Source organism: Hamadaea sp. NPDC050747, assembly GCF_040654195.1.
Lineage (GTDB): Bacteria > Actinomycetota > Actinomycetes > Mycobacteriales > Micromonosporaceae > Hamadaea.
On record NZ_JBFAHM010000014.1, the window covers coordinates 50,005 to 73,671 of the forward strand.

General features: G+C 69.4%; 20 protein-coding genes and 1 riboswitch. Of the genes, 15 read left to right on the forward strand and 5 right to left on the reverse strand.

Annotated elements, in window-relative coordinates:
* Positions 1-61 precede the first annotated feature (61 nt).
* The 4 genes from AB0H43_RS30325 (at position 62) to AB0H43_RS30340 (ending at position 3,418) form a co-directional block, all read left to right on the forward strand.
* On the forward strand, positions 62-847 hold the full coding sequence (locus tag AB0H43_RS30325; RefSeq protein ID WP_360004908.1) for a DeoR/GlpR family DNA-binding transcription regulator: 786 nt from the start codon (positions 62-64) through the stop codon (positions 845-847).
* A 186-nt stretch (positions 848-1,033) separates the two neighbouring features.
* Positions 1,034-2,020: an ABC transporter ATP-binding protein gene (locus AB0H43_RS30330; RefSeq protein ID WP_360004910.1), complete on the forward strand. Its 987-nt coding sequence runs from the start codon at positions 1,034-1,036 to the stop codon at positions 2,018-2,020.
* Positions 2,017-3,009 (forward strand): ABC transporter permease subunit, encoded by a 993-nt coding sequence (locus AB0H43_RS30335; protein ID WP_360004912.1) that lies wholly within the window; start codon positions 2,017-2,019, stop codon positions 3,007-3,009. The genes AB0H43_RS30330 and AB0H43_RS30335 overlap by 4 nt, the downstream gene beginning before the upstream one ends.
* A 52-nt stretch (positions 3,010-3,061) precedes the next feature.
* The gene (locus tag AB0H43_RS30340) at positions 3,062-3,418 is read left to right on the forward strand and encodes a DUF3263 domain-containing protein (protein WP_360004914.1); all 357 of its coding nucleotides are present in this window, start codon (positions 3,062-3,064) and stop codon (positions 3,416-3,418) included.
* A 6-nt stretch (positions 3,419-3,424) separates the two neighbouring features.
* On the opposite strand, the gene AB0H43_RS30345 is transcribed toward AB0H43_RS30340, so the two are convergent.
* The gene (locus tag AB0H43_RS30345; RefSeq protein ID WP_360004916.1) at positions 3,425-4,384 is read right to left on the reverse strand and encodes a YafY family protein; all 960 of its coding nucleotides are present in this window, start codon (positions 4,382-4,384) and stop codon (positions 3,425-3,427) included.
* Positions 4,385-4,447: 63 nt separating this feature from the next.
* Between AB0H43_RS30345 and AB0H43_RS30350 the strand changes: the two genes are divergently transcribed.
* The 6 genes from AB0H43_RS30350 (at position 4,448) to AB0H43_RS30375 (ending at position 13,275) form a co-directional block, all read left to right on the forward strand.
* Positions 4,448-5,917, forward strand: a complete 1,470-nt coding sequence (locus AB0H43_RS30350; RefSeq protein WP_360004918.1) for an MFS transporter — start codon at positions 4,448-4,450, stop codon at positions 5,915-5,917.
* A 170-nt stretch (positions 5,918-6,087) separates the two neighbouring features.
* A complete protein-coding gene (locus AB0H43_RS30355; RefSeq protein WP_360004920.1) occupies positions 6,088-8,787 on the forward strand; it encodes an alpha/beta fold hydrolase in 2,700 nt (899 codons plus the stop codon).
* Positions 8,784-9,659: an ABC transporter permease subunit gene (locus AB0H43_RS30360; RefSeq protein ID WP_360004922.1), complete on the forward strand. Its 876-nt coding sequence runs from the start codon at positions 8,784-8,786 to the stop codon at positions 9,657-9,659. The genes AB0H43_RS30355 and AB0H43_RS30360 overlap by 4 nt, the downstream gene beginning before the upstream one ends.
* A gap of 97 nt (positions 9,660-9,756) precedes the next feature.
* A riboswitch (SAM riboswitch) is annotated at positions 9,757-9,874 on the forward strand.
* Positions 9,868-11,148 carry a threonine synthase gene (gene thrC / locus AB0H43_RS30365; RefSeq protein ID WP_360004924.1) on the forward strand — a complete coding sequence of 427 codons (1,281 nt, stop codon included), beginning with the start codon at positions 9,868-9,870 and terminating at the stop codon, positions 11,146-11,148. (Overlaps the previous riboswitch by 7 nt.)
* Before the next feature lie 281 nt (positions 11,149-11,429).
* Positions 11,430-12,455 (forward strand): GNAT family N-acetyltransferase, encoded by a 1,026-nt coding sequence (locus tag AB0H43_RS30370; RefSeq protein WP_360004926.1) that lies wholly within the window; start codon positions 11,430-11,432, stop codon positions 12,453-12,455.
* 55 nt (positions 12,456-12,510) lie between these two features.
* On the forward strand, positions 12,511-13,275 hold the full coding sequence (locus AB0H43_RS30375; protein ID WP_360004928.1) for a hypothetical protein: 765 nt from the start codon (positions 12,511-12,513) through the stop codon (positions 13,273-13,275).
* Here the strand turns inward: AB0H43_RS30375 and AB0H43_RS30380 are convergent.
* From AB0H43_RS30380 to AB0H43_RS30390, 3 genes are all read right to left on the reverse strand, one after another.
* Positions 13,244-13,600 (reverse strand): hypothetical protein, encoded by a 357-nt coding sequence (locus tag AB0H43_RS30380; protein ID WP_360004930.1) that lies wholly within the window; start codon positions 13,598-13,600, stop codon positions 13,244-13,246. The two genes, AB0H43_RS30375 and AB0H43_RS30380, sit on opposite strands and share 32 nt — an antisense overlap.
* A 107-nt stretch (positions 13,601-13,707) precedes the next feature.
* Positions 13,708-14,385, reverse strand: a complete 678-nt coding sequence (locus tag AB0H43_RS30385; RefSeq protein ID WP_360004932.1) for a TetR/AcrR family transcriptional regulator — start codon at positions 14,383-14,385, stop codon at positions 13,708-13,710.
* Between the two features lie 79 nt (positions 14,386-14,464).
* On the reverse strand, positions 14,465-14,947 hold the full coding sequence (locus tag AB0H43_RS30390; RefSeq protein WP_360004934.1) for a hypothetical protein: 483 nt from the start codon (positions 14,945-14,947) through the stop codon (positions 14,465-14,467).
* A 135-nt stretch (positions 14,948-15,082) separates the two neighbouring features.
* Here AB0H43_RS30390 and paaN point away from each other — a divergent pair, with 135 nt between their 5' ends.
* Positions 15,083-16,717, forward strand: coding sequence for a phenylacetic acid degradation protein PaaN (paaN, locus tag AB0H43_RS30395; protein ID WP_360004936.1), 1,635 nt, complete (start codon positions 15,083-15,085; stop codon positions 16,715-16,717).
* Here paaN and AB0H43_RS30400 read toward each other — a convergent pair.
* A complete protein-coding gene (locus AB0H43_RS30400) occupies positions 16,714-17,592 on the reverse strand; it encodes a serine hydrolase (RefSeq protein WP_360004938.1) in 879 nt (292 codons plus the stop codon). The two genes, paaN and AB0H43_RS30400, sit on opposite strands and share 4 nt — an antisense overlap.
* A gap of 207 nt (positions 17,593-17,799) precedes the next feature.
* Here AB0H43_RS30400 and AB0H43_RS30405 point away from each other — a divergent pair, with 207 nt between their 5' ends.
* The 4 genes from AB0H43_RS30405 to AB0H43_RS30420 all read left to right on the forward strand — a co-directional run bounded on the left by AB0H43_RS30405 (position 17,800) and on the right by AB0H43_RS30420 (position 23,613).
* Positions 17,800-18,003 carry a cold-shock protein gene (locus AB0H43_RS30405; protein ID WP_027342428.1) on the forward strand — a complete coding sequence of 68 codons (204 nt, stop codon included), beginning with the start codon at positions 17,800-17,802 and terminating at the stop codon, positions 18,001-18,003.
* Positions 18,004-18,130: 127 nt separating this feature from the next.
* A complete protein-coding gene (locus tag AB0H43_RS30410; protein WP_360004940.1) occupies positions 18,131-19,105 on the forward strand; it encodes a hypothetical protein in 975 nt (324 codons plus the stop codon).
* A gap of 434 nt (positions 19,106-19,539) precedes the next feature.
* Positions 19,540-21,159 carry a chaperonin GroEL gene (groL, locus tag AB0H43_RS30415; RefSeq protein WP_360004942.1) on the forward strand — a complete coding sequence of 540 codons (1,620 nt, stop codon included), beginning with the start codon at positions 19,540-19,542 and terminating at the stop codon, positions 21,157-21,159.
* Between the two features lie 237 nt (positions 21,160-21,396).
* Complete coding sequence (locus AB0H43_RS30420) at positions 21,397-23,613, forward strand: S8 family serine peptidase (protein ID WP_360004944.1); 2,217 nt, start codon at positions 21,397-21,399, stop codon at positions 23,611-23,613.
* Positions 23,614-23,667 lie beyond the last annotated feature (54 nt).

Genomic DNA, 23,667 nt, shown 5'->3' on the forward strand with positions numbered 1-23,667 from the left:
TCCGGGAGTATCGAGCATTACTGTGCACGAAACTACTCACCAAACGCGCAGGAGGCGACCGGTGGACCGCTACGCGCGCTGGAACTCGCTGTTGGAGCTGCTGACCGAGTCGGGCCGGGTCACGGTGGAGGAAGCGGCCGAACGCCTCGACGTCTCGCAGGCGACCATCCGGCGCGACTTCGATCAGCTCGCCCAACAGCAGATGATCACGCGTACGCGCGGTGGTGCGGTCGCCAACGGCGTCTCGTACGACCTGCCGCTGCGCTACAAGACGGCCAAGCACTCCGAGGAGAAGCAGCGGATCGGGGCGGCCGCCGCCGCGTTGGTGAGTCCGGGGATGGTCGTCGGTCTCAACGGCGGCACCACCACGACCGAGGTGGCGCGCGCGCTCGCCGTACGCCCAGATCTCGCCTCAGGCGCGGACGACGCGCAGCTGACCGTGGTCACCAACGCCCTCAACATCGCCAACGAACTGCTCGTCCGCTCCCGGATGAAGATCGTGGTCACCGGCGGTGTCGTCCGCCCGCAGTCGTTCGAGCTGGTCGGCCCGCTCGGCGGCGGCATCCTGCGCGAGGTCACCCTCGACGTGGCGCTCCTCGGCGTGGACGCGCTCGACGTCACCCTCGGCGCGGCGGCCCACCACGAAGGCGAGGCCGCGATGAACTCGCTGATGGTGGCACGGGCCAAACGGGTCGTCATCATCGCCGACGCCTCGAAGCTCGGCGGGCACGCGTTCGCCCGGATCTGCTCGGTCGACCGGATCGAAACCCTGGTCACCGACTCGAGCGCCGACCCCGACCTGATCGAGGGCTTCCGGCACGCCGGCCTCACCGTCATCGTCGCCTGAACCCCCGGCCCCCGCCGGCCCGCCGGTCCCGCCGCCGAACCCGCTGGATCAGGGATCTCGGTCGTATTCTCGCCAAGATTCGACCCAGAACCCTGATCCAGCGCCGAACGACGCACGAAAAGCCGGGAAACGCCGGGCGCGCGCCACGGGACAGCGGTATCTCGTAATGCGCTGTACTGTCCCCGCATGGCTCCCGTACTCGAGATCCACGGGCTTCACAAGACCTACCGCGGGCTGTTCGGCGGGTCGCGTACCGCCCTGGACGGCTTCGACATGGTCGTCGAGGCCGGTGAGGTGCACGGCTTCCTCGGCCCCAACGGTTCGGGGAAGACCACGACGCTGCGGACGCTGCTCGGCCTGATCAAGGCCAACGGCGGCGAGATGCGCGTCCTCGGCCGGCCGGTGCCCGACGATCTGCCCGCCGTGATCGGCGAGGTCGGAGCCATCGTCGAGAGTCCACAGTTCTTCGGGCACTTCTCCGCGCGCGACACGCTGAGCCTGCTCGCCGACGCCGGGAACGTGCCGCAGACCCGGGTCGACGAGGTGCTGGAACTCGTCGGGCTGCGCGACCGTGCCAAGGACAAGGTGAAGGCGTACTCGCTGGGCATGAAGCAGCGGCTCGCGGTGGCGTCGGCGCTGCTCAAGCAGCCGCGCCTGCTCATCCTGGACGAGCCGGCCAACGGCCTCGACCCCGGTGGCATCCGTGAGATGCGCGACCTCATGCGGGGCCTCGCCGCGGGCGGCATGACCGTGGTGCTGTCCAGCCACATCCTCAACGAGGTCGAACAGATCTGTGACAGCGTCACGATCATCTCGCGCGGCCGCCGCGTCACCGCCGGGTCCGTGGCGCAGGTGCTCGCCGCGCACTCCACCGGTCAGGTTTTGGTACGCCTGGAGTCGCCGGCTGATCTCGCGACGGCTGGCGCGGCGTTGACCGACGTGGGCGGACGGGTCACGGCCCACCCCGATCATCTGCTCGTCGCCGGGATCGCCAAGCCGGCCGAGATCACGCGTACGCTCGCCGCCCGAGACCTGTTCGTCAGTGAGCTCTCCCCGGTGGTGGCCGACCTGGAGAGCGTCTTCCTCCAGCTCACCGGCACCGCGCCGGTCGCCGGTCAGCACCGGCAGGTGGATCAGTCCGTCGTCGCTCCGACCTCCGAGGTGACCGCATGAGTCTCGTCCGCGCCGAGCGCCGCCGCCTGCACAAGCGCCGCGTCACGGTGGTCATGCTGGCCATCGGGTTGATCCTGCTCGGTCTCATCGCGGGCGGCACCTGGTTCAGCAACCAGAAGGTGAGCGAGGCGACCCGGGCCGCCGCAGTAGCCCAGGCGGAGCAGGAGTACCAGCGGTCTCTTGAGGACTGGAACAGGCACAAGCAGGACTGCGAGGACGAGGTCAAGGCGGGCCGGGTTCCGGCGGAGGCCTGTCAAGGGCCGCAGCGTGAATACTTCCGCGCCGAGTACTACATGCCGAGCACGTTCGACTTCAAGGCGTCGTTCCGCGAGATGATCACGGTGTGGGCGATGATCATGGCGTTCGTCGCTCTCATCGTCGGCGCGTCGTCCATCGGGGCCGAGTGGAGCAGTGGCTCGATGATGAACCTGCTGACCTGGCAGCCCCGGCGCGTACGCGTCCTCGCCACGAAGCTGGGCGTGCTGATCGGTGTGCTCACCGGGTGGTCGCTGGTCCTCGGAGCACTGTGGACGGCGGCGATGTGGGTCACAGCGGTCTTCCGGGGCACCACGGCCGGAATGACCTCGGGCACCTGGCAGTCCTTCGCCCTTACCGGGCTCCGTGGACTCGGCGTGGTGGCGGCCGGGGCGATCTTCGGCTTCGTCCTGGCGTCGCTCGGCCGGCGTACGGCGGTCGCGATGGGCGTCCTGATCGCGCTGATCGTCGTCACCCAGTTCGGCCTCACGATCCTGCTCTTCATGGCGAAGGTCCGCTATCCGGAGATGTTCTTCGTGGGCAACTATCTCCAGGCCTGGATGAACGGCTCGGTCACGCTCTACGACCAGACCAGCTGTGACTTCAGCACCGGTGCCTGCCAGCCGCAGGAGCTCATCCTCACCTGGCAGCGAGCGGGCTCCATCTTCGGCGTGGGGCTGGTCGCCTTGGTGGGTGCGGCCATGTGGCAGATCCGCGCCCGCGACGTCGCTTGATTTCCCCGTTAGACTGGGCGAACGTGCTCAGGATAACGGCGGAGGTCGATAAATGGCGGAACTGGACGTCCACCAGCAAGCCATAATTCCCTCCCAACGTGAAGAGTCTGCATCCGGAGCCGAGGAGTCCGACGACTTCCTCGACTCGGATCTGCCCGCGCGTCCGATCCCGACGCAGCGGGTCACCTTGTCCGAGCGGGACCAGGCCATCCTGGCCTTCGAACGGCAGTGGTGGAAGCACGCCGGGGCAAAGGAGCAGGCGATCCGGGAGACCTTCGAGGTCAGCGCGACCCGGTATTACCAGCTGCTCAACAAGCTGCTGGACGATCCGCAGGCATTGGCGTACGACGCGGTGCTGGTCAACCGGCTGCGCCGGTTGCGGATGAGCCGCGGCCGCAGCCGCGCCTGAGCCGCCTCACCCGGTGGCCCGCTGGTAGCGGGCGGCCACCTTGCGCAGCTCCTCGACCAGCTCGGGGGAGTCCTCCACCGTGAAGTCGTGCCCGATCGCGCCCAGCCACACCGCCATCATCTCGACGTTGTCCGCGCCCAGCGTCACCGCGCTGCGATCTTCACCGACCGCCTCGACCTGGCCCAGCATGGCCGGCAACCGTTCGGCCACAACCTGGGCCGACGCGTGGATGATCACCCGGGCGGTGAACCGCCACGCCGCCGTGCCGACCCCGCGGGACACGTACGCCGCCAGATCCTCGGCCGGCAGCGGCCGGGGAGCGAAGCGTGGCCCGGTCGGGATCTTCGGCTCCAGACGGTCCACCCGGAAGGTGCGCCAGTCGTGCCGTTCGACATCCCAGGCGACCAGGTACCAGCGGCGACCCCAGGTCACGAGGCGATAGGGCTCGACGTCGCGCCGGCTGACCGAGGTGTCGTGCGAGCGGTAGTCGAAACGCAGGCGTTCGTGGTCGCGGGCGGCGTTCGCGATGGCGGTCAGCACGCCGGCGTCGACTTGCGGACCACGTTGTTCCGGCCCGACGGCGACGGTGTAGCTCTGGAGGGTGTTGACCCGGCGGCGCAATCGGCTCGGCAGCACCTGCTCCAGCTTGGCCAGCGCCCGTAACGCGGTCTCCTCGATGCCGGAGACCGATCCGGTCGCCGCCGTACGCAGTCCGACCGCCACCGCGACGGCCTCTTCGTCGTCGAGGAGCAGCGGCGGGAGATCGGCGCCCGCGCCGAGCCGGTAGCCGCCGATCGCGCCCCGCGTCGCGTGCACCGGATAACCCAGCGAGCGCAGCCGGTCGACGTCGTTGCGAACGGTCCGGGTGCTCACTTCGAGGCGGTCGGCGAGTTCGTTGCCGGTCCATTCGCGGGGGGTCTGCAGCAGGGAGAGCAGACGAAGCAGGCGGGCGGAGGTCTCCAACATGCTCGTCATTCTGCCGGACCATTAGGAACGAGGTGTTCCTATTCGGCTGGCAGAGTCCTGAGCATGAGAAATCACAAGTGGCTCGGTCTCTTCGCCGTCCTCGCCGCGACGATCATGAACCTGCTCGACTCGACGGTGGTCACGGTGGCCGCCCCGGCCATCCGGGCCGACCTCGGCGGTTCGTATGCGAGTCTGCAGTGGATCGCCGCGTCCTACACCCTGGCGCTGGCCGTCGGGCTGCTGACCGGCGGGCGGCTCGGCGACATGTTCGGCCGCCGGCGAATGCTCATGATCGGCGTCGTCGGCTTCGTCGTCGCCTCCCTGGCCTGCGCGGTCGCCTGGTCGCCCGAGGCGCTGATCGGAGCGCGCGTCCTCCAGGGGTTGTTCGGCGCGGTCATGATCCCGCAGGGCTTCGGACTCATCCGCGACCTGTTCCCGCCGCACGAGATCGGCAAGGCGTTCGGGGCGTTCGGCCCCATCATCGGCCTGTCGACGATCCTCGGCCCGATCGTGGCCGGCCTGCTCGTCGACGCCGACCTGGTCGGCACCGGATGGCGCGCGGTCTTCGCCATCAACCTTCCGATCGGGCTCTTCGCCCTCCTGGCCGGGGCGAAAGCACTTCCCCCGGGTGTCCGCCCCGCTGGGCGTACCCTCCGCTTGGACCTGGGCGGCGCGGTCCTGGCCGGGACCGGGATGCTGATGCTGGTCTACCCGCTGGTGCAGGGCCGGGAGCTGGACTGGCCCGCGTGGATCTTCGCCCTGCCGGCCGCCTCGGTGGCCGTGCTGGGCGTGTTCGTCGCGAGCCAGGTACGCCGCAAGCGGGCCGGCCGCACCCCGCTCGTCGAGCTGAGCGTCTTCGCCAAGCGGTCCTACTCGACCGGCGTCCTCTTCGTGATCGTCTTCTTCGGCGCGGTCGTCGGGCTGTCCCTCGCGATCGCGATGTTCCTGCAGCTCGGACTGGGCTACAGCCCGGTCAAGGCCAGCCTCACCATGGCCACCTGGGCGGTCGGCGCGTTCCTCGGCACCGGCTTCGCCGCCGGCACGATGGCCAAGCTGGGCCGGCGCGTGCTGCACCTCGGACTGGCGCTCATCGCGGCCGGGCTGACCTGGGTGTACGCCGTCTTCGCGCAGGCGGGCGTGGGCGTCGACGGCGGCGACCTGGCCTGGCCGCTGCTCGTCTACGGCATCGGCATGGGCATGATCTTCGTGCCGCTGTTCGACATCATCATGGGGCAGATCGCCGACCACGAGGTCGGCTCGGCCGCCGGGATGCTGGAATCGCTCCAGCAGCTGGGCGCCTCCCTGGGCGTGGCCGTGCTGGGCACCGTCTTCTTCGGCACCATCGGTACGCGCTTCGACCCGGCCGCCTTCGTGACCGCGACGAAGCTGGTCGTCCTGATCACCTTGGGCCTGATCGGACTGGCCTTCGTCCTCGGCTTCCTCCTGCCCCGGCGGGCTCGGGCGCACACCCCCGCTGCCGCTCCTTCTCCCGCCTCCGCCGAGGCTCCCGCCGCGGATGTCGTCGCCGCCTGACGCGCCTCGCTACGCCCGCGCTTTGTGCGCTGGATCAGGGTTCTCGGTCGAATCTTGGCCCAAGATTCGACCCGGAACCCTGATCCAGCGCCGAACGTCGGAGCGGCGCGGCACGGGCATCGGGGGGAACCCCGATGCCGGTGCGCGGAGCCACCCTTACGGTTGGCCTCATGCGCAGCATCTCCCGGCGCCTTGTCGGCGTCGTTGCCGCGGTCGGCCTCGCCGTCGCGGCGGTCGCGATCGCGGCCCAGCCCGCTCAGGCGGCGTACCAGACGGTGGACGCGATGGTGCCGGGCGCGCAGGGCGACGATCCCGCGGTCCTGGACACGACCTTGTACCTCCCGGGCGACGGCAAGAGCAAGCATCCAGCCGTGTTGCTGGCGCACGGGTTCGGGGGGACGAAGCAGTCGGTCGCGCAGGACGCCAAGGATCTCGCCGATCGGGGATACGCCGTCCTCACCTATTCCGCGCGCGGGTTCGGGCGCAGCACCGGGCACATTCACCTGGACGCCCCGCAGTACGAGGTCAAGGACGCGCAGTTGCTGCTGGACTGGCTGGCCGCGCGTACGGACATCGAACTGGACGCCGCCGGTGACCCGAAGGTCGGCGTGGTCGGCGGCTCCTACGGCGGCGGGCTGGCGTTGCTGCTGGCGGCGTACGACCAGCGGGTGGACGCGATCGTGCCGATGATCACCTGGAACGACCTGAACACGGCGCTCGTGCCGAACGGCGTGTTCAAGCAGGCCTGGGCGGGCGTCTTCTTCGCCGGCGGCGCTGCCGCGACGGGCACTTCCGCGATGGGCGCGCCGACTCTGGGCGCCGGGGCGGGCGATCCCGCGTGTGGGCGGTGGGCCGCCGACGTGTGCGCGGCGTACCTCAAGATCGCGACGACCGGCGTCCTCGACGACCAGACGAAAGCGCTGCTCGGCGACCGCAGCCCGGCCGGTGTGCTGAACCGGATCAAGGCGCCGACGTTGCTCGTCCAAGGCGAGGCGGACACGCTCTTCCCGTTGTCGGAGGCCGACGCCAACGCCCGGGGCATCACCGGCGCTCCCGTCCGCGTCGCCTGGTACACCGGCGGGCACGACGGCGGCGAAGGACCGCAGTCCGATCAGGACCGAGTCAAGTTCCTCATGCTGCAATGGCTCGATCACTACGTCCGCGGCGAGGGCGACGCCCCGTCGACGAGCTTCACCTACTCCCGGGTCACCGGCCTCGACGCCGTCGAGCGGGGACGCCTCGCGACCGGGTACTCCGTGGACGCGTACCCGGGGATGGGGGGCGACGCGACGACCACCGTCGAGCTGAGCGGCCGGGCGCAGGAGATCGCCAGCCCGCCCAACGGGTCGCCCGCCGCAATCTCCTCGCTGCCCGGTGCCGGGGCGGCGGCGTCGCTGTTGAGCAGCCTCTCCACCGATGTGCCCGGCCAGCACGCCCGGTTCGAGACCCAGCCGATCACTGGCGGGCTGACGATCGTCGGCTCGCCGAAGGTCGGGATCAAGGTGGCCTCGCCGACCGGCGAGGCGACGGTCTTCGTCAAGCTCTACGACGTCGCCCCCGACGGCACGGCGACCCTGGACAACGGGCTGCTCACGCCATTACGGCTCACCGGCCTGCCGAAGACCCTCGCGGAGGCGCAACCGGTCGAGGTCACCCTCCCCGGCGTCGTGCACCGGGTCGAGGACGGCAACCGGCTGCGTCTCGTCGTCGCCACCGCCGACCAGGCATACCTGGGCCCGGTCGACCCGGTCACCTACTCGGTGGACCTTGCCGCGGCCCAGCTCGCGCTGCCCACCGTCGACGGCACGCCGATCCAGACCTCCGAGGCGCTGTGGGTGTGGGTGCTCGTCGGCCTGGTCGCCGCCCTGGTCATCGGGGTGGTCGCGGCCGTCGTCATCGCCCGCGTCCGCGGTCGGCGCAAGGAACAGACGATCACCAGCGAGTACGCCGACACGCCGCTGTCGGTCAAGGGACTGCGCAAGACGTACGGGAAGTTCGTGGCGGTCGACGAGATCAGCTTCACCGTCGAACGGGGTCAGGTCGTCGGCCTCCTCGGCCCGAACGGGGCCGGCAAGACGACCAGCCTCCGGGTGCTCATGGGGCTGACCCAGGCGACCGCCGGCGACGTGCTGATCTTCGGGCACCGGCTGGCCCCGGGCGCGCCGGTGCTCTCCCGCATCGGGGCGCTCGTCGAAGGGCCCGGTTTCCTGCCGCACCTCACCGGTGAGCAGAACCTGCGGGCGTACTGGCGGGCCACCGGCCGGCCGTGGGAGGACGCCCGGTTCACCGAGGCGCTGGCGATCGCCGGGCTCGGCGACGCGATCCACCGCCGGGTCAAGACCTACTCACACGGCATGCGGCAGCGGCTGGCCGTCGCCCAGGCCATGCTCGGCCTGCCCGAACTCCTGGTGCTCGACGAGCCGACGGACGGGCTCGACCCGCCACAGATCGCCGAGATGCGCCGGGTCCTCCAGCGGTACGCGGTGGACGGTCGGGCGGTCCTCGTCTCCAGCCACCTGCTGGCCGAGGTCGAGCAAACCTGCACCCACGCCGTCGTCGTCCACAAGGGCCGGGTGGTGGCCTCGGGCCGGGTCGACGAGATCGTCGGCGACACTCCGACGACGCAGTTCGAGGTGACCGACCTCGACCTGGCCCAGAAGGTGCTGGACCGGGTGGACGGCATTGCCGGGTACGCCGTCGACGGCGAGCGCACGCTGGTCGCCGACCTGGGCGGGGTGCCCCGCACGGAGGCGGTCGCCGCCCTGGTCCGAGCCGGGGTCGGCGTCGACCGGGTGACTCCGCGACGGCGGCTCGAAGACGCGTTCCTCGCCCTCGTCGGCGACTCGACGGCAGGAAGTGGAGACCGATGAGCACGCTCACCCTGCAAGGCGCGGCCGAAGGCTACAACGCGCACCGGACGCTGACCGTCGGCTCCGAGTGGGGCCGGCAATGGCGCCGCCGGCGTACGCAGTTGGCGCTCGGCTTCATGGTCCTGCTCCCGCTGATCCTGCTGATCGCGTTCGAGTTCGGCTCCGACTCCTCCGACGAGGGCGGCGGCGGCCGTGGCCAGTTCTCGGCGCTCGTCGACGTCGCCACCGCCGGTGGACTGAACTTCGCGCTCTTCACCCTGTTCGTCAGCTCGGGCTTCCTGCTGGTGGTGGTGGTCGCCCTGTTCTGCGGCGACACCGTCGCGAGCGAGGCGAGCTGGGGAAGTCTGCGCTACCTGCTGGCGATCCCCGTGCCCCGGGCCCGGCTGCTCGGCGTCAAACTGACCGTCGCCCTCGGCTACTGCGCGCTCGCCATGCTGACCCTGCTGGCCACGGCGCTCGCCGTCGGCACCCTCCGCTACGGCTGGCATCCGCTGCGCTCCGGACTCGCCGCCGACATCCCGGCCGGCGAAGGTCTCGTCCGGCTGCTCGCCGTCACCGGCTATCTCGGGCTCTCGCTGCTGGTCGTGGCCGGGCTGGCGTTCCTGCTGTCGACGCTGACCGATGCCCCGCTCGGCGCGGTGGGCGGGGCGGTGCTGCTCTACATCGTGTCCAGCATCCTCAACCAGATCACCGCGCTCGGCGGCCTCCGGAACCTGCTGCCGACCCACTACAGCCAGGCGTACCTGGGCCTGCTGACGACGCCGGTGCAGGTGGACGACGCGGTCAAGGGCGCGATCTCGGCCTTGGCGTACGCCGCGATCTTCTGGATCGCCGCGTGGGTCCGCTTCCTCCGCAAGGACGTCACCTCATGATCGTCTAGTGACACGGATGGTGAGAGTCACATCTCAGGGCGTGGAACCTGGTCGCCGCACGGATCATGGTTCTGCTTAACTGGCAGCACAACCGAATACCTCATCCAGAGGAGCAGAGGGACACGGCCCGATGAAGCTCCGGCAACCCCTGACCCAGCCTTGAGCTGCGGCGGTAGGTGCCAACTCCGTCCGGAATCAACCCGGGAAGATGAGAGGAAAGATCCTCATGACTGTGCTTGGCACGGCTTCACCCGCCCGCAACCTCGTCTGTCGCGCTTGCGGTGCGACTTTCCCCCTCGCGGCTCAGCACGCGTGTTTCGAATGCTTCGGACCCCTCGAAGTCGCGTACGACATCGAAGCCTTGAAGCAGGTGACCCGCGAGCAGATCGAGGCGGGCCCGAACAACATCTGGCGCTACGCCGGCCTGCTGCCCGCGGGCCAGGACGAGGCCGCGCGGGTGACCTTGAACCCCGGGCTCACGCCGCTCGTGCGCGCGGACCTGCTGGCCGCGGAGCTGGGGATCACCGGCGGCCTGTGGATCAAGGACGACTCGGCCAACCCCACCCATTCGTTCAAGGACCGCGTCGTCTCGGTCGCGCTCAGCGCGGCGAAAGCCCTGGGCTTCCAGCGGTACGCCTGCGCGTCGACCGGCAACCTCGCGAACTCGGTCGCCGCGCACGCCGCTCGCGCCGGTGTCCCGTCGGTGGTGTTCGTGCCGTACGACCTGGAGCCCGGCAAGATCGTGACAACCGCCGTCTACGGCGGTGACCTGGTCGCCATCGAGGGTTCCTACGACGACGTCAACCGGCTGTGCTCGGAGCTGGTCGAGACCGACGAGTTTGAGGACACCGCGTTCGTCAACGTCAACGTCCGCCCGTTCTACGCGGAGGGTTCGAAGACCCTGGGCTATGAGGTCGCCGAGCAGCTCGGCTGGCGGATCCCGGCGCAGGTCGTCATCCCCATGGCCTCAGGCGAGCTGCTGACCAAGATCGACAAGGCGTTCGAGGAGCTGGTCGAGATCGGCCTCGTCGAAGCGCCCGCCGAGGGCTGGACGGTCTTCGGCGCGCAGTCGGCCGGCTGCAACCCGATCGCGCTGGCTCTTCACAACGACACCGACGAGATCCAGCCCCAGAAGCCGACCGGCATCGCCAAGTCACTCAACATCGGCGACCCGGCCGCCGGCCCGTACGCCTTGGAGTCCGTGCGCCGCACGGGCGGCTGGATGGAGTACGCCGACGACGACGAGATCCGCGACGGCATCCGGCTGCTGGCCCGGACGACCGGCGTGTTCGCCGAGACGGCCGGCGGCGTGACCACGGCCTGCCTCGTCAAGCTCGTCAAGAGCGGTCGCCTCGACCCCACCAAGGAGACGGTGGTCTTCAACACCGGCGAGGGCCTGAAGACCATCGACGCCGTCGCCGAGCAGGTCGGGCCGACCTACCGGGTGAAGCCGTCGCTCAAGGCCGCCAAAGAGGCCGGCCTCCTCTAACGCTGCCCCCTTTGAGCGCTGCCCCCTTGGGCGCTGCCCCCTTTGAGCGCTGCCCCCTTTGGGCGCTGCCTCCTTTGGGCGCCGCCCCTTTGGGCGCTGGATCAGGGTTCTCGGTCGAATCTTGAGCCAAGATTCGACCCGGAACCCTGATCCAGCGCGTACGGGAGCCGAGCGGCGGGAGCCGCGGGGGGAGCCGAGCGGGGGACCCGCGCGGGGCGGGCCGCGCGGGGAGCCCGGGAAAACCGGGTGCGGGTACGCCCGCAGTGGGCCACGCTGAGGGCATGAGTCTGCAGATCACCCCCGTGAACCCCAGCGATCCCAGTTCGCTTGATCAATACCTTGTGGCCGCGACGGTCCTCCATAAACACGAAACGCCCGCGTTTCCGCCACCGACGCGCCGGAATCTCGAGCGAATGTTCGACCATCCCTGGCCGGGCACCGTCCAGGAGACTTACGTCGCGCTGGCCGCCGGCGAGGTCGTCGGCTTCCTCAACGTCGAGCACTACACCGAGGACAACCTCGACAAGGCGAACGTCGAGATCGGCGTCTCCCCGGCGCACCGGCGGCGCGGCTTCGGCCGTGAGCTGCTCGCCTTCGGCGAGGAGCGGGCGCGCGATCTCGGAAAGAAGACGGTCAACAGCCACTCCGCGTGGACGCTGCCCGAGCTGAACCTCGTCGCCCCCGATGAAGACGGCCCGGCGTTCGCTCGAGCCATGGGCTATCGCGACGCGTTGCCCGAGGTCAACCGGGTCCTCGACCTCTCGACCGTCGACGAGTCCGCCCTCGACGAGATGCTCGCCCATGCCCGGGCGAAGGCCGACGGCTATCGCCTGATCCGGTGGAACGACCCCACTCCCGACGACATCGTCCACGACATCGCGTACCTGGATGGGCGCCTGCTCGCCGACGCCCCGATGGGCGACACCGGCTGGGAGCCGATGAACGTCGACGCCGAGCGCATTCGCCGGACCGAGGAGGCCATCATCGCCCGTGGCCGGACCAGCTTCCACACCGCGATGGTGCACGAGGAGACCGGCCGAGTCGTCGCCTGGACGACGATCAACGCCGACGACCAGTGTGAGTGGCACGGCTGGCAGCAGATCACCATCGTCGATCCCGATCACCGGGGTCACCGTCTCGGCGCCCTCGTCAAGGTCGAGAACCTGCGGTGGTACCGCGAGGAGAACCCGAAGGTCACCCGGATCGACACCTTCAACGCGGCCGAGAACAGCTACATGATCTCGATCAACGAGCAGATGGGCTTCCGCCCGCAGTACGCCTTCCAGAACTGGCGTAAGGACTTCTGAGTCGCGACGCGTGTCGGGTACGCCCTGAGCTGGGCGTACCCGGCATCATGAGGCCATGATCAAGCGGGGGGTCATGCTGGTCGTGGCGTTCGTCGTGGCGCTGCCGGGGGTGGCGCGGGCGGACGATCCGTTCGAGACTCGGGTCTACGCGACCCGCGAGGGCCTGATCGGCGAGGTGACCGCGAACGGCCACCGCATCGCGAGCGAGGACCTGTTCGCGGCGCTGCCGTCCCGGCTCGGCCTGGCCGGCCGTGACCAGGGCAACCGCACCGTCCGCGTCTGCACTACGGCTCGCTGCGTCTTCGTCCCGGTCTGGGACGTCGGCCCGTGGAACACCAAGGACGACTACTGGAACGCGAACCGCCAGATGTGGCGGGACCTCCCGCGGGGCAAGCCTGCGGCGGAGGCGGCGTACGTGGACGGCTACAACCGTGGGCGCGACGAGTTCGGGCGTACCGTCAGCAATCCCGCGGGCATCGACCTCGCGGACCGCGCCTTCCGCGACGGCCTTCTGCTGCGGGACAACGCCTGGGTCCGCGTGGCCTTCCTGTGGACGGCCCCCGGTCCGCGCGGCTCGGTCGCCACCGACGGCTCACCCCTGCTGGTCCGCGACAAGCCTTCGCGCGCGGGCGCGGTGGTGGGGTTCGCCGCCGGTGCCGCGCAGCTCCCCATCTCCTGTCAGATACGCGGAGAGCACATCACCGGGGACGCCGGTGCCACGGATCTGTGGGATCGGGTGGCGCCCGGGAAGTACGTGTCCCACGCCTTCGTGACCACGGCGGCGGGGTTCACCGCGCCGTCCTGCACACCGGCTCCCTGACCGCCCCCGCGCCCTGGCTCAGCTCAGCCGAACGCGTTTCGAACGCTGGAGCGAGTCGCGGTCGCCTGCGGCCGAGCAGCCGGTCGATTCCCTGCCCGAGCCCGATGAGCGGGAAGGCCGCTGGCAGGTAGAGCGTCGCCGTCTCCCCGCGGGTGGGTAACCCGTCGTCGACCACCCAACAGCTGAGCACAAGGAACGGGCCGATGCTGAGCAGACCTACGGCGAGCGTCATGCTGCTCCGGCCCCAGCGTGTCCAGGGGAAGGCCGAGTACGCGGTCGCGGTGATGCCCGCGAGCAGCGCGGCGAGAAGGATCGGACCGAGCACCTCGGCGGGAGGCTAGGTTCGCCGGGTCGGCGGCTCAGTCCGCGGGTGATGCGTTGTGGGGGTGGATGGAGATCCACTAGCCCTCAAACGCATCACCCGCGTTGTCCTCAGCGGAGCATGCGGAGCAGGGCGAGGCCTTGGACGGTCACCGGGCGGAAGACCTTCAGCCGGGACAGGCCCACGAGGTGTTCCAGATAGGGGACGCCGCGCTGGATGATCTTGTGAGTTTTCGTCTGGCCCGGCGACTCGTCGTGGACCCAGTAGACGACCACGCCGAGTTGCAGCAGCCAGAGCAGGTCGGGCAGCTCGGCCCGGAGGGCCGGATCCATCTTGGTGGTGGTGCCGTCGACGAGCCGCTGAAAGATGTCCAGGGAGATCTTCCGGGACTCCTCGGACTCCGCGCTGAACGGGCTGACCGGGGAGCCCGGCACGGCGGCGAGCCCGATGAACTTCCCGGCGAACCGGTGGTGCGGACCCCAGACGCGCATCCCCGACTCCAGTACGCCCAGCAGCTGGTCGCCGAAGGCGCCGCCGGTCGACAGCAGCGGCTCGACGGCGGCGGAGTGCTCACGCTGGAGTTCGAGGTAGAACTCCTGGACGAGGGCTTCCTTGCTGCTGAAGTAGTAGTACGCGTTGCCGACCGACAGCCCTGCGGCCGAGGCGATCGCCCGCATGGTCGTCTTCTCGTACCCGTTCTCGGCGAACAGCCGGATCGCGGTCTCGACGATCAGCCGGCGGGTCTGTTCACCCTTGCCGGGCGCGGCTCCGGAACTGGGCTTGGTCACGTCTTTCACGGTATAACCAGTCGGAGCGTGGCTCGCGCCACGCTCCGACTGCCCCCGTTGCGAGTAAGTCACGCGTGAGTCACAGCGGCGGTTGCAGCTGGATCTGAGGCTGAACCGGCGGCCGGGGCCCTTGCTGCGGCGGCTGGTACGCCGCGGTGGCGGCGGGGTGCTGCGGCCGTCCCGGCGGGAGGTGCGGCGGCACGAGCTGGGCCAGGTTCTGCTTCTGGATCCGCTTGCGGAACCGGGTCAGGACGAAGATGTTGAAGAAGTGGATCGCGCCGAGCGCGAGCATCACGATGCCGAGCTTGGTGACCAGGTTCTCGACGGCTCCGGTGGCGTCGGTGACGGTCTCGGTCGTCTTCATCGCCAGCGCGACGTATCCGAGATTGAGCAGGTAGAAGCCGACGACCAGCAGTTTGTTGACGCTGGCGGCGAGTTCTTCGTCGGCGAGCGCGTCCTTGAGGAACACCTGCCCGTTGCGGAACAGCGTCCGGGCGACCCAGACGGTCAGCGCGACGGTGACTACCAGGTAGGCCAGGTAGAGGCCGAGCTTGGGATCCATTGCCCCAACTCCAGTCGGTAGCGACGTGGGTTGAACGCATTTTTTGAACGCGTTCAACTTGATGCCGTGACGTTAGCACCGCGACTTGAACACGTTCAAGTGTGACCGTGACCACGCGTCGGGCATGATGAAGGCATGTCTTTCTTCGCCACCCATGAAGAGCTGCTCGACCGGGCACAGCGGGCGATCGCCGAGCGCGTGTACTGGTCGGCGTACCCGGAGTCGCCGAGCCCGAAGGTCTGGGGCGAGGCCGCCGCGCCCGACGGGAAGGCCGCGTTCGAGGCCCTGCTCGGTCAGGACTTCCCGCTGCCCGGCTCCGGCGAGCGCATCGCGCCGGAGAAATCCCCGTTCGGCATCGAGCTCGGCGTCCGATACGCGACCACGCCCGCCGCGGAACTGATCGCGAACGCGTCCGCCGCCCTGCCGGCCTGGCGCGAGGCGGGCGTGCCGACGCGTACGGGGGTCGGGCTGGAGATCCTCGACCGGCTCAAGGGCCGGGTGTTCGAGCTGGCCAACGCGGTGCACGCGACGACCGGGCAGCCCTTCGTGATGGCGTTCCAGGCCGGTGGGCCGCACGCCCTCGACCGCGCGCTGGAGGCGATCGCGTACGCGTATGTCGAGATGACGCGGCAGGCCCCGACGGCCACGTGGGAAAAGAAGGGGGAGGCCTTCACGAAGACCTTCCACGTCGTCCCACGCGGGATCGCTCTGGTCATCGGCTGCAACACCTTCCCCACCTGGAACTCCTGGCCGGGCTTCTTCGCCTCGCTGGTCACCGGCAACCCGGTGATCGTCAAGCCGCACCCGCGCGCGGTGCTGCCGCTCGCGATCACCGTGCAGATCGCCCGGGAGGTGCTGGCCGAGGCGGGCCTGCCCGAGGACGTCGTGCAGCTCGCGGTGGACACCCGGGAAGCTCCGATCACCTCGGAACTGGCGCTCGACCCGGCCGTCAAGATCATCGACTTCACCGGCTCGACGGCGTACGGGGAGTGGCTGGAGGCCAACGCGCGGCAGGCCCAGGTCTACACGGAGAAGGCCGGGGTCAACGCGGTCATCGTCGACTCGACGGACGACTTCGCGGGGATGTGCCGGAACCTGGCCTTCTCGCTCACGCTCTACAGCGGCCAGATGTGCACCACCCCGCAGAACCTGCTCATCCCGGCGGGCGGCATCGCGACCGAGGCCGGCTCGAAGTCGTTCGACGAGGTGGTCAACGGGATCAAGGGCGCCGTCGAGGCGATCACCGCCGACCCGGCCAAGGCCGTCGAGCTGACCGGCGCGGTCGTCAACGAAGCCGTCCTCGAGCGGATCGACGCCGCCCGCGCGCTGGGCGACGTCGTGCTCGACAGCCGCCCGCTCGACCATCCCGCGTACGCCGGGGCGACGGTGCGCACACCGATGATCGTGGCGGTCAAGGAGGGATACGAGACCGAGTGCTTCGGGCCGGTCGCCTTCGCCATCGCGACCGAATCGACGGAGGAGTCGCTGGCGATCTTCCGGAAGACGGTGGGAGCGAAGGGCGCCATCACGGCCGCCGTCTACTCCACCTCCGAAGCGGTGCTCGACGAAGTCGAGCGGGCCGCGCAGGAGGTCGGCGTACACCTCTCGGAGAACCTGACCGGCGGGGTGTTCGTCAACCAGTCCGCCGCCTTCTCCGACTTCCACGCCAGCGGCGCCAACGCGGCGGCCAACGCCACGCTCACCGACGGGGCGTACGTGGCCGGCCGGTTCCGCATCGTGCAGTCCCGTCGCCCGGTGCCGGCGGCCTAACCCAGTGCCTGCGCTGCCAGGAGGTCCGACCCGACCTCCTGGCAGACCTTCTTCCCGTGCCCCAGCCCCAGCCGCTCCGGGTACCGCAGCAGGACGCTGACCACCCACGTCGGGCCGATCGCCAGGCAGGCGACGTGCCACAGATCGTCCTCGGGCCGCATGAACCAGCCGTTCTTGATCGCCACGGCGGCTCGGTCCGCCTTCGGCAGCGCCAGGCGTACGCCGAAGTCGCCCTCTCCGCGTACCTCTCTCATCTGGGCCAGCAGCCACTCCGTCCATCGAGGACCGGCCGCCGTCCCCTCGGCGATGCACTCGCCGAGGCGTACGGTGTCGCGAGCGGAGACGATCGTGGGACTCCACCGGTTCTCCCGGTAGTTGGGCGCGCTGTCGACGAGCCCGCAGACCGAGACCATCCGCTCGATCGTCACGATGCCGCCGTTGAGCCCGAAGACCTTGGTCGCCGCCGCGTTGTCGCTGTCGACGATCATCCGGCGCAGCAACGCCCGAGTCTTCGCGTCCGGATCGGGATCGGTGTGCGTCAGGTAGTCCGCGGCCAGCCACACCTTCACCATCGACATCGTGTCGCTGGGCTCGGCCAGGTTCGGTGAGCCGACCACTTCCCGCGTACGCCGATCGAGGAGCGCCCAGCTGAAGAAGCCCGGCGACGTCACGCGTACAAGTGGGGCGAGCGTGGGAGACGCGGAGGGCGACGGCGGCGCGGAGGTGGCGGCGACAGTGGAATGCGCGGGTCTCGGGGGCTCGCTCAGCGAGACGATCGCGACCGCCACGAGGAGGCCGATCGCGCACAGAAGAACCGAGACCTGAACGTGATCCGGGTGCCAGCGGGTCGTCACGACCGGGTCAACCCGCGGCACCGCGAGATGGTGACGCAGGGCCGCTGAGCAGGGCAGTCACCTGTCCGAATTCGGGTAGTGCGCAAGCGCACACTCTCAAGTATCGTGCGGTTCTGGCTGATGACATCGCTCGAACCGCATGGATCTTCGATGTCACCGCTCCGGCGGGCGAACGTCCGGCGGGGGTCTACGACAGACCCAGCACCATCGAAGTGAGGAAGTGTCACAGTGGCACAGGGCACCGTCAAGTGGTTCAACAGCGAGAAGGGCTACGGCTTCATCGCCGTCGACGGGGGTCAGGACGTCTTCGTCCACTTCTCGGCGATCGAGATGGACGGCTACAAGGCGCTCGACGACGGCCAGCGCGTCGAGTTCGAGATCGCGCAGGGCCAGAAGGGTCCGCAGGCCGAGAAGGTCCGGATCATCGCCTGACAACAAGGCTTCACACCCCGGCGGCGCCGGCTGGCGAGGCAATCCCCCCTCGCGAGTCCGGCGCCTTCCTCATGCCACTGCCCTCATGCCACTGCCCCTGATCCCGGTGCCCCTCACGGAGTGACAGATGACCGAGCAGCCGCCGCCCTCCGGTTACCTCCCGCCGCCTGCTGCCTTCGCCGCACCCGGCGGACAGTACCCGAATCCCTACGACCCCCTCGTGAACCCGCCGTACGCGGGCATCGGGGGCTGGTTCAACCGGATGTCGTCGGTGTTCCAACGGTCCTGGAAGTCGATCGCGGCGATCTTCGCCGTCACGCATCTGCTGCCCGCAGTCGGCATCGCGGTCACGACCGCGATCGGCACGGCACTGGTGCTGGTGCCGTGGCAGCAGCAGATGATCGAGGCCGCCGAGTCCGGTGAGGACCCCCGATTCGACACGTTGGTCGGCCCGTTCCTCGGACTCATGGGCGTCATCGTGGTCGCCGCCGTGCTCTTCACCGTCCTGCAGGCGGCCGGCTACGCGGCGGGCACCTATGTGGTGACCCGGGACGCGGCCGGCGCCCCGACCGCCGTCGCCGACGCGCTGCGGTACGGGTTCCGCCGCTGCCTCGGCCTGTTCGGCTGGACCCTCGTCACCGCGCTGCTGGTCCTCGCCGGGGCGATCGCCTGCATCCTGCCGGCGTTCTACGTGTACGCCGCCACCGCCCTGGTCGGCCCGATCTACCTCTTCGAACGGCGTACGCCGATCGGCCGGTCCTTCACGATCTTCAACAACAACCTAGGCCGGGTGCTCGGGCGGCTGGCCATGATCCTCGTGATCGTCATCGGTGGCTCGCTCGTGACGAGCACAGTGGAGAGCGTGCTGAACCTCGTCTTCGGCGGGGCCGGCTCGTTCAGCACCGACCCGGACGGGACGGTGCAGCTCGCCGGGCAGACGGGGATGTCGATAGCCGGCTCGGCGGTCGTGGCGGGCGTCGGAGCCGTCATCAGCCTGCCGTTCACCATGATCCAGTTCGTTGGGATCCTCCTCACGTACGCCGAACAGCGCGGGCACGAAGGGCCGGTGTCGGCGGGGTCGCTCGCCGCCGAACTCGACTGACCCCCGCTCGCTTCCCGCTCGCTTTCCCGCTCGCTTCCCGCTCGCGTTTCCGCTCGCGTTTCCGCTGGATCAGGGTTCTCGGTCGAATCAAGGGGCAAGATTCGACCGAGAACCCTGATCTTGTGCTGGCCGAGAGTGCCGCCGATGCGGCCGAGGTGCTGCTGGGACGCCGGTCCGGCCGCCGTTCTCAGCGGACTCGCTTGCACTCGGCTAGGGAGAGTGCTAAACAAGGTGTTGGCACTCAGCTTGAACGAGTGCCAACACCATGGAAACCAAGAGTCGGAGCGGTGGGGTCGCCTGACCGTCCTCCTGGCGAGGGCGTTCGGTGACCGGTCGTCGCGGGCTATCCGCCCGGCGAAGGTGTATCAGACAGGCGGCGTTTCGTGCCGAAAAAGGCGCGGAGTGCCGGGATTGTCCAGGAGGACATCGCCGTTATGGCCAAGATGATCGCGTTCGACGAGGAGGCGCGCCGCGGCCTTGAGCGGGGCATGAACACCCTCGCCGACGCCGTGAAGGTGACGCTCGGCCCGAAGGGCCGCAACGTCGTGCTGGAGAAGAAGTGGGGTGCTCCGACCATCACGAACGATGGTGTGAGCATCGCCAAGGAGATCGAGCTCGACGACCCGTACGAGAAGATCGGCGCTGAGCTGGTCAAGGAGGTCGCGAAGAAGACCGACGACGTCGCCGGTGACGGCACGACGACGGCGACCGTCCTGGCCCAGGCGCTGGTCCGCGAGGGCCTGCGCAACGTCGCGGCCGGCGCGAACCCGATGGCCCTCAAGCGGGGCATCGAGACCGCCGTCGCGTCCGTCGCCGAGGAGCTGGCCAAGCTCGCCAAGGACGTCGAGACCAAGGAGCAGATCGCGTCGACCGCGTCGATCTCCGCCGCGGACACGACCGTCGGCGAGATCATCGCCGAGGCGATGGACAAGGTCGGCAAGGAAGGCGTCATCACCGTCGAGGAGAGCAACACCTTCGGGCTGGAGCTGGAGCTCACCGAGGGTATGCGCTTCGACAAGGGCTTCAACTCGGCGTACTTCGCGACCGACGCGGAGCGCATGGAGGCCGTCCTCGAGGACGCCTACATCCTGATCGCGAACAGCAAGATCAGCAACGTCAAGGACATGCTGCCCATCCTCGAGAAGGTCATGCAGTCCGGCAAGCCGCTGGCGATCATCGCCGAGGACGTCGAGGGCGAGGCCCTGGCCACGCTGATCGTGAACAAGATCCGCGGCACCTTCAAGTCCGTCGCCGTCAAGGCCCCGGGCTTCGGCGACCGCCGCAAGGCCATGCTGCAGGACATCGCGATCCTGACCGGCGGCCAGGTCATCTCCGAGGAGGTCGGCCTCAAGCTGGACTCCGTCGGTCTCGACATGCTGGGCCGTGCCCGCAAGGTCGTCGTGACCAAGGACGAGACCACGATCGTCGAGGGCGCCGGTGACACCGAGCAGATCAACGGCCGGGTGAACCAGATCCGCGCCGAGATCGAGAAGTCGGACTCCGACTACGACCGCGAGAAGCTGCAGGAGCGCCTGGCGAAGCTGGCCGGCGGCGTGGCCGTCATCAAGGTCGGCGCGGCCACCGAGGTCGAGCTCAAGGAGCGCAAGCACCGCATCGAGGACGCCGTTCGCAACGCGAAGGCGGCCGTCGAGGAGGGCATCGTCGCCGGCGGTGGCGTCGCCCTCGTGCAGGCCGGCAAGAGCGCCTTCGACAAGCTCGACCTGTCGGGTGACGAGGCGACCGGCGCCAACATCGTCAAGGTGGCGCTGGACGCTCCGCTGCGGCAGATCGCCGTCAACGCCGGCCTCGAGGGCGGCGTGGTGTCGGAGAAGGTCCGCAACCTGGAGACGGGTCACGGCCTCAACGCCGCCACCGGCGAGTACGTCGACATGCTGAAGGCCGGCATCATCGACCCGGCGAAGGTGACCCGGTCCGCGCTGCAGAACGCGGCGTCGATCGCGGCCCTCTTCCTCACCACCGAGGCCGTCGTGGCCGACAAGCCGGAGAAGGCCGCTGCGCCGGCTGCTCCGGGCGGCGGTGACATGGACTTCTGATAGTCCTCTACGAACGGCCGGGACCTTCGGGTCTCGGCCGTTCGGCCTATTCGGAGGTCGTTCTCCGTGTCGCGTGACGATCTTGTCGCGCGCCGAACGACTAACTGCGGCGTTCTCCTTAGCCAAGCTAACGTGCGGGGATTCGTGCCACATCGGCACTGCTCAGCTCATGACTCGATCCGCGCCTGACGGTCCTCCGCCGGTGACGGATCGACGTCCAGCCGCCAAGGAGAACCCATGGTTCGGCCAACCAAGATCGCTTTCAGCGCGGTGACCGCGTTGGCGACGATCGCCTTCCTCACTGCCGGCTCGGCAGAGGCGGGTGTGACGCCTGCCCGCGTCGTCACCAACGTGACCGACGGTGGGACGGCGTACGCCGACGTCGTGACCGGCGAAGCGCTCGTCCAGCTCGTCGGTGACCCCCTCACCACCGCCGCCAAGACCAAACCGGTCAAGGGCAAGAAGATCGACTTCAGCAACGCCACCGTCAAGTCCGAGCGCGCCCGCCTTTCGGCGCTGCGCAACGACTTCAAGTCCTGGCTGCGGGCCAACGCGCCCAAGGCCAAGGTGACCAGCGAGTACGACATCTCGCTGAACGCCGTGGCGGTGCAGCTCAACGGCGAGTCGCTGGCGAAGATCGCGACCGCGCCGCTCGTGCAGTCGGCGCAACCGCAGTACATGTACCACCAGACCGCGGCCGACCCCGACCTCGCCGTGATCAACGCGGTGCAGGCCTGGCAGCAGGTCGGCGGATCGGCCCACGCCGGTGAAGGTGTGAAGGTCGCCGTCGTGGACAGCGGCATCGACGTGAAGCACCCGTGCTTCAGCGACGCCGGCTACCCGGCCCAGACCCAGCTCGGCGACAAGCGGTACACCAACAACAAGGTGATCGTGGCGAAGGTCTTCGCGAACAAGGCCGCCGTCAACGGCTTCACCGCGTACCCGGGTCCGGACCAGGAGCACGGCACACACGTTTCCGGCACCATCGCCTGCAACTTCGAGACGCCGGCGAACATCGCCGGAGTGGCGCTGCCCTACAAGATGTCGGGCGTCGCCCCGCGGGCGCTGCTCGGCAACTACAACGTCTTCCCCGGCGACATCGACAACGCGCGCAGCGAGGACATCCTCAACGCGCTCGACGCGGCGTACGCCGACGGGTTCGACGTGGCCAACATGAGCCTGGGCGGCAATGCCCACGGCGTACAGGATCTGCTCACCATCGCGGTGGACAACCTGGACGAGGCCAACATGGTGGTGGCCGTCTCGGCCGGCAACGACGGCCCGGGGCACTACACCGTCGGCTCGCCCGGTAGCGCGGAGCGTGCGCTCACCGCGGGCGCCAGCACCGTTCCGCACTTCATGGGCGCTCCGGTGACCGTCGGCGGTTCCTCGTACGGCGCGGCGCTGGGCGACTTCGGCGCGCTCACCGAGAGCGTCACGGGTGACCTGGCCGCCGTCAGCGGCTCCGGCGCAGCTGGTCTCAGCACCGCCTGCACCGCGATCCCCGCCGATCTGACCGGCAAGGTGGCGCTGGTCGCCCGCGGCACGTGCAGCTTCTCGGAGAAGATCCTCGCCGCGCAGAACGCCGGCGCGAAGGCCGTCCTGGTCGTCAACAACGTCGGCGGTGACCCGATCGCCATGGGCAAGGGCGGCATCCCCACCGAGCCCACCGTTCCGGCGCTGCAGCTGAGCCTGGCCGACGGCACCGCCGCCGCCGCGCACAGTGGACAGTCGGTCACGATCGGCTCCACGCTGCAGTACTTCACCACGCAGAACGTCGACATCATGGCCGGGTTCTCCAGCCAGGGCCCGACCGACGTCGACTTCCGGGTCAAGCCGGACGTCGTGGCACCGGGCGTCAACGTGCTCAGCTCGATCCCCAACTTCCTGTGCTCTACGCCGCCGTGCTTCGCCTTCCTGCAGGGCACCTCGATGGCCTCGCCGCACCTCGCGGGGACCGCGGCCGTCGTACGCCAGCTTCACCCGGACTGGACCGCCGAGCAGGTCCGGTCGGCCATCGTGAACACGGCCGACCAGGGCGTGCTGCGCAACGCCACCGCGACCGGGCTGGAGCAGGACCTGCTCATCACCGGAACCGGCCGGGAGAACGTGGTCTCGGCGCTCAACGCCGTCGCCGCGATCGGCCCGGTCAGCACCTCGTTCGGCGCGGTGCCGGCGGGCTCGGGCCAGGGCGGTTCGAAGACCGTTACGATCACCAACCTGAGCGGGTCGGCCCAGACCTTCACCCTCGCGGTGACGCCGGTGGGCGGCACCGGGGTGGTGTTCTCGGTCAGCGCCTCGTCGGTGACCCTGGCCGCCGGGGCGAGCACCACGGTGCGGGTCGCCTTCGACGCCGACAAGGGCGCCGCCGCCGGTGACCACACCGCACTGCTGAACATCAGCAGCGGCGGCAGCGTCGTGGCGCACTCGGTGCTCTACACCTTCATCAAGTAAGCCCACTCCGCACCACAGGGGGCGGCCGGAACCTCGGTTCCGGCCGCCCCTTCT